This is a genomic window from Nocardia sp. NPDC004068, from assembly GCF_042874315.1.
Classification (GTDB): domain Bacteria; phylum Actinomycetota; class Actinomycetes; order Mycobacteriales; family Mycobacteriaceae; genus Nocardia.
This window is the reverse complement of record NZ_JBIAMW010000016.1, coordinates 109,788-122,163: the sequence shown is the minus strand read 5'-3', so window position 1 is coordinate 122,163 and position 12,376 is coordinate 109,788. Positions and strand designations below refer to the sequence as shown.

18 protein-coding genes are annotated in these 12,376 nt (G+C 66.5%); 14 read left to right on the top strand and 4 right to left on the bottom strand.

Annotation, left to right across the window (positions count from 1 at the left end; translation table 11 throughout):
* Positions 1-5 precede the first annotated feature (5 nt).
* A complete protein-coding gene (locus tag ACFYTQ_RS31715; RefSeq protein ID WP_387368952.1) occupies positions 6-485 on the top strand; it encodes a diadenosine tetraphosphate hydrolase in 480 nt (159 codons plus the stop codon).
* Between the two features lie 436 nt (positions 486-921).
* On the top strand, positions 922-1,344 hold the full coding sequence (locus ACFYTQ_RS31710; protein WP_387368950.1) for a hypothetical protein: 423 nt from the start codon (positions 922-924) through the stop codon (positions 1,342-1,344).
* On the opposite strand, the gene ACFYTQ_RS31705 is transcribed toward ACFYTQ_RS31710, so the two are convergent.
* Positions 1,336-1,911 carry a TetR/AcrR family transcriptional regulator gene (locus tag ACFYTQ_RS31705; protein WP_387368948.1) on the bottom strand — a complete coding sequence of 192 codons (576 nt, stop codon included), beginning with the start codon at positions 1,909-1,911 and terminating at the stop codon, positions 1,336-1,338. The two genes, ACFYTQ_RS31710 and ACFYTQ_RS31705, sit on opposite strands and share 9 nt — an antisense overlap.
* Positions 1,912-2,038: 127 nt before the next feature.
* Here ACFYTQ_RS31705 and ACFYTQ_RS31700 point away from each other — a divergent pair, with 127 nt between their 5' ends.
* Positions 2,039-2,941 carry an alpha/beta hydrolase family protein gene (locus ACFYTQ_RS31700; RefSeq protein WP_387368946.1) on the top strand — a complete coding sequence of 301 codons (903 nt, stop codon included), beginning with the start codon at positions 2,039-2,041 and terminating at the stop codon, positions 2,939-2,941.
* Between the two features lie 592 nt (positions 2,942-3,533).
* Here the strand turns inward: ACFYTQ_RS31700 and ACFYTQ_RS31695 are convergent.
* Positions 3,534-3,704: a hypothetical protein gene (locus ACFYTQ_RS31695; protein WP_387368944.1), complete on the bottom strand. Its 171-nt coding sequence runs from the start codon at positions 3,702-3,704 to the stop codon at positions 3,534-3,536.
* Between the two features lie 96 nt (positions 3,705-3,800).
* On the opposite strand from ACFYTQ_RS31695, the gene ACFYTQ_RS31690 reads away from it, so the two are divergent.
* Positions 3,801-4,166 carry a hypothetical protein gene (locus ACFYTQ_RS31690; RefSeq protein ID WP_387368942.1) on the top strand — a complete coding sequence of 122 codons (366 nt, stop codon included), beginning with the start codon at positions 3,801-3,803 and terminating at the stop codon, positions 4,164-4,166.
* 200 nt (positions 4,167-4,366) lie between these two features.
* Here ACFYTQ_RS31690 and ACFYTQ_RS31685 read toward each other — a convergent pair whose 3' ends face one another.
* Both ACFYTQ_RS31685 and ACFYTQ_RS31680 read right to left on the bottom strand, forming a co-directional pair.
* Positions 4,367-5,158 (bottom strand): PP2C family serine/threonine-protein phosphatase, encoded by a 792-nt coding sequence (locus ACFYTQ_RS31685; protein WP_387368940.1) that lies wholly within the window; start codon positions 5,156-5,158, stop codon positions 4,367-4,369.
* 10 nt (positions 5,159-5,168) lie between these two features.
* Positions 5,169-5,996, bottom strand: a complete 828-nt coding sequence (locus ACFYTQ_RS31680; RefSeq protein WP_387368938.1) for a sigma-70 family RNA polymerase sigma factor — start codon at positions 5,994-5,996, stop codon at positions 5,169-5,171.
* 152 nt (positions 5,997-6,148) lie between these two features.
* Here ACFYTQ_RS31680 and ACFYTQ_RS31675 point away from each other — a divergent pair, with 152 nt between their 5' ends.
* From ACFYTQ_RS31675 to ACFYTQ_RS31630, 10 genes are read left to right on the top strand one after another with little or no spacing between them, the layout of a single operon-like run.
* Positions 6,149-6,592 carry a hypothetical protein gene (locus ACFYTQ_RS31675; protein ID WP_387368936.1) on the top strand — a complete coding sequence of 148 codons (444 nt, stop codon included), beginning with the start codon at positions 6,149-6,151 and terminating at the stop codon, positions 6,590-6,592.
* A 5-nt stretch (positions 6,593-6,597) separates the two neighbouring features.
* Positions 6,598-6,894: a hypothetical protein gene (locus ACFYTQ_RS31670; RefSeq protein WP_387369028.1), complete on the top strand. Its 297-nt coding sequence runs from the start codon at positions 6,598-6,600 to the stop codon at positions 6,892-6,894.
* Positions 6,895-6,929: 35 nt separating this feature from the next.
* Positions 6,930-7,724: a DUF2637 domain-containing protein gene (locus tag ACFYTQ_RS31665; RefSeq protein WP_387368934.1), complete on the top strand. Its 795-nt coding sequence runs from the start codon at positions 6,930-6,932 to the stop codon at positions 7,722-7,724.
* 6 nt (positions 7,725-7,730) lie between these two features.
* The gene (locus ACFYTQ_RS31660; protein WP_387368932.1) at positions 7,731-8,042 is read left to right on the top strand and encodes a hypothetical protein; all 312 of its coding nucleotides are present in this window, start codon (positions 7,731-7,733) and stop codon (positions 8,040-8,042) included.
* A complete protein-coding gene (locus tag ACFYTQ_RS31655) occupies positions 8,039-9,364 on the top strand; it encodes an FtsK/SpoIIIE domain-containing protein (RefSeq protein WP_387368930.1) in 1,326 nt (441 codons plus the stop codon). The genes ACFYTQ_RS31660 and ACFYTQ_RS31655 overlap by 4 nt, the downstream gene beginning before the upstream one ends.
* Positions 9,361-9,687: a hypothetical protein gene (locus ACFYTQ_RS31650; protein WP_387368928.1), complete on the top strand. Its 327-nt coding sequence runs from the start codon at positions 9,361-9,363 to the stop codon at positions 9,685-9,687. Before ACFYTQ_RS31655 ends, ACFYTQ_RS31650 begins: the two co-directional genes overlap by 4 nt.
* Positions 9,687-9,908 (top strand): hypothetical protein, encoded by a 222-nt coding sequence (locus ACFYTQ_RS31645; protein ID WP_387368926.1) that lies wholly within the window; start codon positions 9,687-9,689, stop codon positions 9,906-9,908. The genes ACFYTQ_RS31650 and ACFYTQ_RS31645 overlap by 1 nt, the downstream gene beginning before the upstream one ends.
* 20 nt (positions 9,909-9,928) lie before the next feature.
* A complete protein-coding gene (locus tag ACFYTQ_RS31640; RefSeq protein WP_387368924.1) occupies positions 9,929-10,408 on the top strand; it encodes a hypothetical protein in 480 nt (159 codons plus the stop codon).
* A 19-nt stretch (positions 10,409-10,427) separates the two neighbouring features.
* A complete protein-coding gene (locus ACFYTQ_RS31635; RefSeq protein WP_387368922.1) occupies positions 10,428-10,616 on the top strand; it encodes a hypothetical protein in 189 nt (62 codons plus the stop codon).
* A complete protein-coding gene (locus ACFYTQ_RS31630) occupies positions 10,613-12,370 on the top strand; it encodes a replication initiator (protein WP_387368920.1) in 1,758 nt (585 codons plus the stop codon). Before ACFYTQ_RS31635 ends, ACFYTQ_RS31630 begins: the two co-directional genes overlap by 4 nt.
* Positions 12,371-12,376: the final 6 nt, after the last annotated feature.

Below are 12,376 nucleotides of genomic sequence, written 5' to 3'. Positions count from 1 at the left end.
CCGATATGCCCAGCGACTTCCGTGCCGACCGAATCGGCAGCGCCCTGCGCGGCGAGAACCCGACCGTCCTCCGCAGACTGACCGCGGGCTTCGCCGTGATGGGAGACGTGCAATTCCTCCCCGGCTACTGCGTTCTGCTCGCCGACGACCCCGCCGTTCAACGCCTCTCCGACCTCCCCAAGGCCAGGCGACTCGCCTACCTGAACGATATGGACGACCTCGGCGCGGCCGTGGAAAACGCCTGCGCGGGACTGGATCCTGCCTTCCGGCGGGTGAACCTCGAGATCCTGGGTAATGCCGATCACTTCCTCCACGCGCACATCTGGCCCAGATACGATTGGGAGCCAACGGAATTGCGCTCTCTGCCTGTATGGCTTCGTCCACGCGCGGACTGGACCGACCCGCGGTACACCCTCGGCCCCGAGCACGACACCTTGCGGCAAGCCATTGCGGAAGCACTGGATCGGGTGCGCGGAACGGGCTGACGAGACCGCCCGCGTCATCGAGAATCGGGGCATGGCTGAGTTGATACTGACGGCGGAGCGGCGCGAGGAACTGGCCGTACTGCTCGATGACCAGGATCGGCTTCGGGGTGAATTCCCTACGGTCGCACAGTATTTGGATACGGCGTCGGTGCTCCCGGGGACGGGGGACGATCGGGCGGACGGGGCGTTCGACCTTCGGTTGGTGCACTATATGACCGGTGGTCGGGGGGTGAGTGCGAACCCGTACTGGGAGATTGTGGAGGGTTCGGTTTCCGACCGAGGTGAGCGGCGGGTTGTCGACGGGGGGTGCGCGAAAGGTAGTGCGCGACTTGGGTTTGCGCAGACCGTTCTGCAAGGGGCGTACGCGTATGCCATCCCTGCGCCGGAGACCATCGGCTGGATCGCGGGTCTCTGTCGAGGGCGCCGGGTCGTCGAATTGGGTGCCGGGCGAGGGTATTGGGCCGCGCAGTTGGCCGCGGCGGGGGTGGCGGTCGCGGCGTTCGATGCCGAGCCTCCGGACCGCGTTGAGAACCTCTCGTTCCGAGCCACCCCGGACCAGCCGGACGTCTGGTACCCGGTCGACGGCCTCGACCGACTCGGCCGCACCGGCCCGGACGACGTCCTGTTCCTGTGCTGGCCCCCGGGCTGGGGCAATCCGATGGCCTCCCTCGCCCTCGCCGAGTTCGAATCGACCGGCGGCCATACCCTCGTCTACATCGGAGAACCCAAGGGCGGCAAGACCGCCGACGACGCCTTCTTCGACGGACTCGCGCGGCGCTGGGAACTGGTGGCCGAGGATTCGGACTTCGTCTCCTGGTGGAATCTCGCCGACCGCGCCCAATACTGGCGACTACGGTGAGCTGAGGCCGTCGAGAAGCACGCCGACCATGTGCCGAGCGCGGTAGTCGGGGAAGGTGTCGGCACCGATACACAGGTTGCCGATCGCGACCATCAGGTCCAAGGCTCGGACGTCCGCGCGGATGCGGCCCGCGTCGACGCCCGCGCGCAGCAGCCGGTCGAGGACGGGCACCAGGCGCTCCACGAATTCGGCGTGCAGGCTTTCGAATCCGGCCTGGTCGGAGTGCAACGCCTCGGCCAGACCGTGCTTGGTGACGAGGAAGTCGGTGAACCGGGCCACCCAGGACCGCAGGGCCTCGTCGGGGTTCGCGGCAGCTTCGGGAGGCTCGGCGAGCGCGTCGACCTGATGCCGGAAGACGGCGACCACCAGATCGGGGCGGGTGGGGAAATGCCGGTACACCGTCCCCATGCCGACCCCCGCCTCGGCCGCGATATCCCGCACCGGAGCGTGGACGCCGCTGCGCGCGAAGACGGTCGCGGCCGCGTCGAGCAAGGTCTGCGCGTTCCGGCGCGCGTCGGAACGCTTGCGCCGACCGTCCCCGTCCCGCGCCGCATCGACCGATGACATGACGCAACCTCCCACCTTGCCAAGCGGAGCAACGCTCCGTATGTTTGAAGCGGAGCGGCGCTCCGGAACTATTCTTCCAGACCGCCGCCCGGTCTCACCAGCACCCCGCCAGGAAGGGCACGCGCCCATGAATCCCCTCGCCCCCGCATCGCCCGTCGTCTCGGTCGCGCCCATCACGGTGACCACCCCCGATCGGACCATCCCGGTCCGCGTCACCGCCCCGCTGTCCGGCGACCGACTGCCGCTGATCGTCTTCTCACACGGCATGACCATGACAATGAACGACTACGCCCCACTGGCCGGATTCTGGGCCGCGCACGGATTCGTCGTCATCCAGCCCACCCACCTCGACTCGCTCGGTCTCGCCCCGGACGACCCCCGCGCTCCCCTCGTCTGGCGTCTCCGAACCGACGATCTGACCACCGCCCTCGATAACCTCGACACCATCGAGACCACGGTCCCCGGCCTGAGCGGACGCGTCGACCACGAACGCATCGCGGTCGCCGGACACTCGTGGGGCGCGCAAACCGCGAGCGCCGTCGCGGGCGCCCGGGTCGTCACCGACGGCACACCGGGCGAGAGCATGACCGACTCCCGCGTATCGGCCGCGGTCCTGCTGAGCCTCCCCGGCTCCGGCGGCCCCGCCCTCTCCCCCATGGCCATTGAGCACTTCCCCTTCATGAACCCCGATTTCACCGACCTGAAGACGCCCAGCCTGATCATCGCGGGCGACCACGACCACTCGCCACTGACCGTGCGCGGCCCGGACTGGTTCACCGACGGCTACCACCTCGCCCCCGGCGCCACCGACCTGCTCACCCTGTTCGGCGCGGAACACGGCCTCGGCGGCATCCAGGGCGCTCATGACACCCGAACCACCGACGAAAGCCCGGAACGCGTCGCACTGGTCCAAAGAGCCACGGCGGCATACCTTTTGACCGCACTGGGCGTGAATGAGGTTGCGTGGCAGGAGTTTCGAAAGAGCCTGAGGGAAACGAACGACCCGCTGGGCCGAATCGACTCGAAATAGCTGGAACGCCAAGGAAATACGAACGGCCCGCTACCATGTGCACTGGTAGGGGGCCGTGTGACGCTCCCCCATCTGGACTCGAACCAGAAACCTGCCGACTAGCTGAATGGTTGCTACCTCATACAACTTCGGGCAGTCAAGGGAGTATCGAAAGTCGTTGAGGCACAAGGTAAGTACTCGGCAGTTTGCTACTCTTCGCAACTGTGCGCTACCTCGTTCAACTGAGGATGAGTAGCGACTTTTTGGAGACTTACTGGATAGGTTGTCTATCCGCCCCTGACTGCTTCTCCTCCATCTTCCTCATACTGGCCGCCCTCAGCGGAAGTCGGGCGTGTCAAGGATGCCGTAGGCACCGCGTAGCGGACACCGGAGGTGGTCCTTGACTCGTTCGGCTGGAGCGAGACGATTGGGCCATGAGGAAGGTGGGGGATTTCGGTGAGGTACCTCGCTACCCGGTGCGGCTGGAAAGGACGGTGAGCCGCACCGGGTAGCGGGTGGTCCGGGCCTGGAACCGGCGTCGGTGGCGGTTCGCTGTCCGGCGTCGGTGCCGGTGGCCCGGTTGGTGAGGGGGCCGGGATGGCCCCCTCGGGGGTCAGAAGGACGCGTCGATGCCGTCGAGCAGGGTGAGGAATTCCGGGGAGCTGAAGTCCAGGCCGTCGGCGCAGCGCTGGCAGAAGTGGCCGTGTCCGGTGTCGAGAACGGTGGCCTCGGCGAGACAGAAGTCGCACTGGTAGAAGCGGTTGCCGCCGTCGATGCTGATCATGATGGGGTGTCCTTTCCGGGGAAGCGGGTCGATCCGGGCTTGTCCCTTACCGCGGCGGCGGGGCGTGGAAAAGGGTGGGCGATAGCCCATCACGGAGTGACGCGCAGCGCCCTTTGGAACGCCCCGCTGGTGCGGTATGCCTCCGGCGGATCGATCCGCTTGCCCGGAAAGGACACCCTGGTGAGCTGGCCCGACGGCGGCAACCGCTTCTACCGCGGTGAGTTCTGGCTGGGGCTCACCCGTTCTCGACACCGGACACGGCCACTTCTGCTGGTGACCGGCGGCTACGACTGCGGCGCCCCGGAATTCCTCACCCTGCTCGACGGCATCGACGCGTCTGGTGACCACAGCCGGTGGACCGGGCTGGCAGCGGTGGGTGCGTGGTCGACGGCGGGAGGTCGGTCGGGTACGGCTGTCGGCGTGCCCAGCACTGCTCGGTCATCGCGAGAAGCGGCCAGATAGGGAGAGTCGGTGTGCTGCCACGTCGCAAGGCGGTGCCGACGCGCCCAACGGGCCGCGGCCTGCCGGAGCTTGCGGAGGCCGGCCGCGTTGCGCGGTGCCGCGTGGCGGCACCGCTGGGCGGCGCGCCAGCGCCGCCCCTTGATCCTGTATGGCTGAATTCGATCCTGTATGGCTGAATTCGGCAGTGGTGCCCGACTGGGCTACCAGTGAGCGACGACGACGGTCTTGTCGTCATGGCGCTTTGAGCGTGGCTGAAGGAGGCCGTCCGGATCGGTACTGGCCTCCCAGCGGTGGCATCGATCGAGTAGCCGAGCGAGTCCGTCCGAGTCGAGTTCGGCGAAGTCGGGCCACGAGAGGCCAAGAGGGACAGCGGGTTTGGTCACCCCGTCTGTTGCGAGGACAACCCACCGAACGGAATCGAGCGGATAGCTCGCCGTTATGGCGTGCGCTGCGGCCGTTGGATCGGCTTCCGCGATCCAGTAGCCACCGGGCCGGTTGCGTCGTTGGCGCTGGGCTTGCTGAAGTGTCTCGAGGAGCCCGCGGTGTGCTGCGTCGTACCCGGTGCCCGACTTCAGCCGAGCGCGATACTGCCGAGACTCCGGGAGGTGAAGGTCGGCTAGTCGATCGTCGCTGATGACTTCCAGATCTGAGCCCTCGCGCCCGATCGCCACCGGGGTGTCCCCGAGGACAAGGACATCAAGAGCATCGCCATTTTCTCTGACCATGGCGGCTGTACTGGAGGGGGCCACCCCTGACTGAAGTCCCAAGCGGCAGGCGGTAGACCGAATCGCTTGTGCGAGAACAGTTTTGAGGTTGTCTGAACTGTCGATCCGGCTGCCGATTTCAGCGAGTAGCGTGTCAACGTAGGAGCCTGCGGGCGGGGTTCCCGGATCGTGGGAGGTCGCTCCGTCCAAAACCACAGCTGCCGTGTCGGTGAACAGCATCCGATCGTCTCCGGACTGCTCTTGCAGTTGGGCGGCGGCGACCTTCATACCCACTCCCCTACTTTCGATATGGACCGACGATGAGGCGGCTATCGGTGACAGCGAAGGTGCTGTCGAAGTCGCACTCGATCACGCCGTTCACGAACGGCTCATCGGGTTCGAACAGATTCGCAAGGTGCTGATCGAGCCAGCGCGCAACTCCGAGAGAACCGACGCTGGTGATACCCGCGATGTGCACAATCACGCGGCCGTCGTCCTGACGCCGGGAGAAGTAACCGATGTCTGTTCGGGCCGACGTGTCTTGGCGGTAGGGAGACCTGTGCCGCAAACCCGTTCGTACATCGGTGATTGCCCAGCCGTCGTCGTCCCGCTCGAAGCCAAGGATTGGGTCGTGCTCCAGCAACTTTCGGGCGATCGGTGCTGATTTCGGACCGCAGATGATCACGCAATCGCCGTCCGGTGGCTCGATGCGATCGGCATCGATCGTGAATCCCAGGGAGACAAAGGTGAGCCGAGCGAGGGTTGCCTTAACAAGATCCTGAGCCTCCTGGTCGCTCTTGTCGATGATGAACCGCTCCCGGCCTTCCTCGAGGCTGAACCGCTGCGGGATACCAACAGAGACCGGCCCGACTCCGAAGAAGGCACGCTCCGGCGGTGGTGCGGAGGAACGGATTTGGCTGATCCGGCCCTTCGTGAGTCCCAGTTGCTCGCCGATGTCGGAATAGCTGAGCCCTCGCCGATGAGCATCCTCGATGGCCGCCTTCCGAAGGCGCGCTAGCTCGGTGTGGCGCTGCTGATAGAGGGTCATCAACTCCGTTGCGCGACGTCCGCGCCGGATCGGGTCCGGGTCGTTCCGGACCTGTTCGAAGTCGTCAGCAAGTGCCACGAGGGGAAGTTTAGACCCTCTTGACCGCTGCCCCCGGAGGGGCGTATCGTTGGTTTATCCCCCCTAAACCAGCACCAGCAAGAGCCTGGCGATCGAGTTTAGAGGGGGTAAACCGACAAGATCTGACTTCCCCAATTCGAGGAGATGACGAGATGGCTTTGAAGGACATGTGGATTCCGACCGATTTCCGCTCGGTGTTCCCGAAGGGTGTGTTGCTGCTCGGCGACATCGAGGCGCAGATCGAGTTCAGCGAGGACCGCAACGCGCCGAAGCGTCAGGCGCTCGATTTCGACCGGGAGGGCAACGGCTCGGGCAAGCGGTTGTGGAAGGCCACGATCATGGACCGGGCGGGAGGCAAGGCGAACCAGGCCAGTTTCGACATCACGTTTGTTGCTGATCAGGTGCCGGTTCCGTCCGAGCCGGAGGTTATGGACGGCCTGCGTCCGATCGAGCTGGAAGGGCTGCTGCTCAAGCCTCGCGTGGTCGGTAACGGCAATTTCAAGTCGGTCGGCTTCTACATCCGTGCGACCGGTATCAAGGGTGACAACTCGGGAGCCAAGGGCGCGCCGACCGCCCGCGGCGAGAAGGCTGCGTGATCGTCATGGCGTATCTGAATGTGTTGACCGCCAGGTTCGACGGTATCGAGGTGGAGTACAAGCCTTCTCGGTTCTCGGAGCCCCTCGGGGAGAACCTGCCCGCGGTGGTCTATCTGAACCTCGAGGATCGTGGTCGAACGTCGTATCTGGCGTTGACCATCGAGGATGCCCGCGTCCTGGCGGAGCGGCTCCCGCAGATCCTGATGGTGCACGACGCCGCGGAGCGTCTGGCCGCGGAGATGGCCGTGGATCCCGAGGACACCGATTCGGCTGCGGTCGATGAGGCGGGGAAGGCGGCGTGATGTTCGCGCCTGAGCGGGGAATGGTGGCGGCGCGGGTGTTCGCGGTCCTGGTGATCGTGGGCGTCGGCGCCGCCGCGTTCCGCCTGTCGTTCGCCACCCTGCGCGATCTGGCTGTGTTGGCGCATGTCCCGTCCTCGGATGCGTGGCTGTTGCCGTTGATCATCGACGGCACGATCGTGCAAGCCACGGCGGGGGCGTTGGTGTTGGCGAAGTCGTCGGATCGCACATTTTTCGTTCGGGTGTTGATCGCGGGTGCGGTGGTGTCGGTGGCGGGCAACAGCCTGCACGCTGTCGCCAACGGTCACCCGCTCCCGGGCTGGGTGTGTGCGGTGGTGGCGGCTATCGCCCCGATTTCGCTGCTGGTCGATACCCATGGTCTCGCGGTGCTGGTCCGTGCGGCTCAGTCCAGGCGGGAACCTGTCGCGGTGTCGGTGCCGGTGGGGGAGTCGGTGAATCCGGCTGTGCCCGAACCGGTCTCGGCTCCCGATCCGGCCCCGGCTCCTGCTACTCCTCCTCCAGCTCCTGCGGTGCGGAAGCGGCGTGATCCGGCGACGGTGGCGAAGGCTGTGGAGCTGCGCGGTCAGGGGAAGTCGTTCCCAGAAATTGCTGCGGCGCTGAAGGTCTCACCATCGACGGCCCGCAACTACGCCTTGTCGGGCACTCCCGTTCCGGCGGCTGATCCGGCTCCGGTGCCCGAGCCGGACTCTGAGCCCGATCCGGTGCGGGTGACTCCGATTGCGGCTGCTCGCCCTGCGCCGGTCGCTCCTCCTGTTGTTCGTCCTCGGCCGGTGCAGCCGGTCTTGCCGCTCTCCATTCCCGTTGGGGGTTGATCCGAAATGGATAAGGAATACGAGGCCACGATCGTGGTCCGCGAGATGAACCACGTCGCACCGACCTTGGCGGGTGTGTTGTGTGCGTCGGTGGTCGGGGTCGGCGCGCTGCTGGCGTTCGGCCACCACGAACGGCCCGCGGTCGTGCACCCGGTGTCGGCGGTCACTCCCGCCGAAACACCCACCGCAGCAACGCGTCCCGGCTGCGTGATGTTGTGCGATGAGCCGCCGTTGCCGCCCGAGCGGGACACCCGCGGCTGCCGACTGTTCTGTGAGCTGGGGATGGCCCCGGCTGTGGAGGGGGGTGAGCGGTCATGATCGCGGTGGATATGGTGCCGGTGGCGGTGGCTGCGGCGGGTGCGTTGGGGTTGTCGGCGCGGATGTGTGTGTGGCGCCGCCGCCCGGCCTCGATGCGGTCGAATCCGGTGCAGACCGTGGTGGCTGAGGCTCCGGCGGTGTTGCGGGGTGCGGTGATGTGCTTCGCGGTCACCGTGAACGCCCGCAAGATGTTCGCCGATCTCGGGTTGGCGTCGCGGGAGAAGGGGTTCCCCACGGTGGCGTGGTGGGACTACGACCGTCACGGCCTGGCTGTCGAGCTGCTGATGGTGGGCGGGCAGTCCCTGGCCGACTGGGCCGACGACAAGACGCTGAAGGCGATGGCCGATTACGTGGGGGTGCCGTCGATCTCGGCGACATCCCCGGCGCCGGGCTGGGTCCGTCTGCAAGTGAGGGTGGTGGACACTCTCGCGGAGTCGACAACGAGGTCGACTGCCGCCCCCGAAGGTGTGGACTTGCAGGCGGTCCCGGTCGGAATCCGCGAGGACGGCGACCTGTGGTTGCTGCGCATCCTCTACGCCCACATCCTTCTGGCGGGCGCCACGGGTTCGGGGAAGGGCTCGGTGCTGTGGTCGATCCTGCTCGGGCTGGGTCCGGCGATCAAGGCGGGCGTGGTGGATGTGTGGTTGGCGGACCCGAAAGGCGGCGCCGAGTTCGGGCGTGGTGAAAACAGGTTGTTCGTGCGGTTTGCCACCGATGCGGCCACGATCTTGGCGACCTTGGAGGAGGCCGTCCGTGCGATGGATGAGCGGTTGGCGTCGATGCGGGCGGCGGGTGTGCGCAAGCATGTTCCGACCTCGGATGAGCCGTTGATCCTGATCATCATCGATGAGGCGGCGTCGTTGTCGTCCTACGCCGATCGCGCCGACCAGGAGAGGTTCCGGCAGCTCACGGGGCAGTTGTTGTCGAAGGGCCGCGCGGCTGCGGTGTCGGTGGTGGCGGCGTTGCAGGACCCGTCGAAGGAGACGATGCCGAACCGGCAGTTGTTCCCGGTGCGGGTCGGGTTGCGGCTGGATGAGCCGACGCAGACGACCATGGTGCACGGGCAGGGTTCGCGGCTGCGGGGCGCCCGCTGCGACGAGATCTCCTCCGACACCCCGGGTGTCGGCTACGTCGGGGAGGACGGCACCACCGAGTTCGTCCGGGTGCGCGCGTTCTGGATCGATGACGACCAGGCGGACGCCATCGTGGACACCTACTCTCCGGCGCCCGAGATCACCGGTCCCGCAACCGATTACAGCGGTTTCGATCCGGACGACCTCGGCGACGAACACCCGGACGACGGTGAGGCGGTGGCGGCATGAGGACGGGATTCATCACTGAGGCGCATGTGGTCGTGTACTGCGACGGGTGCGGCGACCCGTACACCGAGACCGATGCGGGCCGGTTGTGCTTCGCCAGCGTGAACCAGGCTCTTGCCTACATCACTGCCCGTGGTGCCGGGGTGGGCTGGGTGTACGACGGCGACCGCGTGCTGTGCGACGGATGCATCGCCTCGCAGGCGTGCGCGGTGCGGGGTCACGAGTTCGAGCTGCCGCGGCGCCGGTTGTGGTCTCGGGCTCCGGAGTGCCGGGTCTGTGACCGGTGCGGGATGTACGAGACCGAGTTCGAGATGGGGGAATCGTGATGAGCGCCAATCGTTTCCGTCGCACGGGTTCGGATGTCGCACGGCGGATTGAGGATGAGGCGATCGACGCCGTGACCGATGTCCGGGCGCGTCGTCGCTGCCACTACGACCGTGCGGGCCTGGACGCGATCATGTCGGCGGTGCACCTGTGGGCCGAGACGGGGCATGTGCCGGGCTGGGATGCCCATCTGGGCGATGACGGCGGCGATTGGGCCGCGTGACCGAATCTTGTTGGAAGGACGTGGTTTTCATGTCGTTTGAGTCTGCTGATTTCGTCGGTGCCGAGTCGGCGCGGCGGTTCCTCGCTCCGGAGGTGCCCGGCCACCAGTATTTCAATGAGGCGCTGGTGGAATCGGGCGCAGGCATGGCGCAGGTGAGCAAGGACCTGGCGGGCGCCCTGGAGAACGAGCTGCCCGAGATCGTGGATGATCCCGCGGTCGGGTACCTGCTGGTGGCCTACGCCCGTAACACGGTCGAGCATCTCACCACGGTGTCGTCCTGGTTGACGATGTGGGTGCGGGAGGTGAGCGAGGACACCGAAGATCGGCTCGGTTTCGCTGATCGGCTCGGCGTGGACGAGTTCGAAGTCCCGAACCTGCGCCGGGACCAGGTGGCCGCCGCGGTGGATCGGTTGCGTTCGGCGACGCAAGGGCTGTCCGCAGCCTATGTCGCGCTCGCTCACGCGGCTACCGACCTCGGCCACCTCCATCGCAACGATTGACACGGTGAGGGCGGGCGTCATGGGCGGCAGGAAGAAGCCGGAACCACCGAAGCAGGTTGCGGCACAACCGAATCCGTTGGTGAAGGCGGCGGCTGATCAGGTGAAGCGGGCCAAGTTGCGGGCCTCCCACGCGAAGGCGAAAGACCTGCGGCGTGGGGAGTGCCGGGATCAGTTGTCGTTGTTCGAGATTCCGGGGGTGACCGAGTGACCGAGATCCGTTCTGGCGCGGGCCCGCAAAAGTATGTCAACCCTAATTTTTGCGGGCCCGCGTCGAATGCGGAACCGGCTCGGCAGACGGCGGCGCAGCGTCGTGCCCTGCCGAACCTGTTCGAGATCGCCCAAGCCACGGCGGAGAAGTTCGACGTGTGCAAGCGGCCGATTCCGATGCGGATCGAGGACCCGAGGACGGGCACGGTCCGCTATGAGGGTGCGCCGTGCAAGTCGACGATCGAGTCGGTGTGTCCGGCGTGCGCGAAGGCGCATCGTGCCTTGCGGATCGCGCAGTGTCGGGAGGGCTGGCACATGGCCGCGGAACCGGTGGACTACAGGGCTGATCCGACCGAGCGGCAAATCGAGTTGCTCGCTGCCCGTGCGGATTTGGTGACCGACTACCGGGCCGCGGTGGACGCCAGGGACGACGAACTGGCGGACGGTATCCGGGAGGTGGTCCGCGACCTCGACGCCGAGCTACGGGAAACCGGGCTACGGGGCCGTCTCCCGGCTCTCAATGCGACCGCAGGAGATCGGCGTCGGCGCTCGACCAGGCGGCGCCAGGACGTGCCGGACCTGCCCAGGAAGAAGGTGGAGAAGCGCACCCTGGGCAGGGTGTTCGCGGGCAAGCACCAGCCCTCGATGTTCGTCACGCTCACGATGCCGTCCTACGGACGCATCAACAGCGACGGGGCGACCGATGAGAAGGGGCAGCCGTGTTCGGACGGTTCCCCGGTCAACCCGGGCAGCTACGACTACCAGAAGGCGGCCCGCGATATCGTGTTCTTCTCCAAGCTGGTCGACCGGTGGATTCAGAACCTGCGGCGTGCGATCGGTTGGGACGCACAGTATTTCGCCACGGTGGAACCGCAGAAGCGTGGGGCTCCGCATCTGCACATCCTGATCCGCGGCGCGATCTCCCGCGAAACCCTCAAGCAGGTGACCGCGGCGACGTATCACCAGGTGTGGTGGCCGCACTTCGCCCCGGAGAACCGCGTGTACGGCGGTCAGTATCAACCGGTGTGGGACCACCGCCGCGCGACGTTCGTTGATCCGGACACGGGGCAGCCGCTCTCCTACTGGGATGACGCCCTGGATGTGCTGGACACGGTGGACGACCTGGAACCGGCGCACGTTGTCAGGTTCGGCGAACAGATGGACCGCAAGCACATCCAGGGCGTCATCCCGGAAAAGGCCGGCCGAACCATCGGCTACGTCACCAAGTATCTGGTGAAGTCGATCGGCGAGATCGTGGAACCGCGGTCGGATCGCGCGGCCGACCATTACGACCGTCTTCATCGCGAGTTGCAGTCGGTGCCGTGTTCGCCGCGCTGCCCGGTGTGGCTGGAGTACGGCATCGTCCCCCAGGGCGCGACGGACAAGACGGTGCCGGGCCGCTGCAAGGGCAAGGCACATCGCCGGGACACCCTCGGTCTGCCGGGTCGGCGCGTGTTGGTGTCGCGCCGATGGTCGGGCAAGACGCTGCCGGATCACAAGGCGGATCGTGTCGAGTTTGTTCGGCAACTGCTTGCCGCGGTGGGGATCGAGAAGCCGGACACGTCGCATCTGCGGGTGACTCCGGTGGAGCCGGGCGACAAGGAACGCCCACTGCGTGAGCACTTGATCATGTCTGCGATCGCACGGCGGACGACGAATCGAGCGGAGTACGCCGGGGCGTTATTGGCGGCGGGTGGTGTTCCCCATAAACCCGTTGTGCTGCAACAGAATTCGGCAATTTCGGATGTGGCGTAGGAGGAA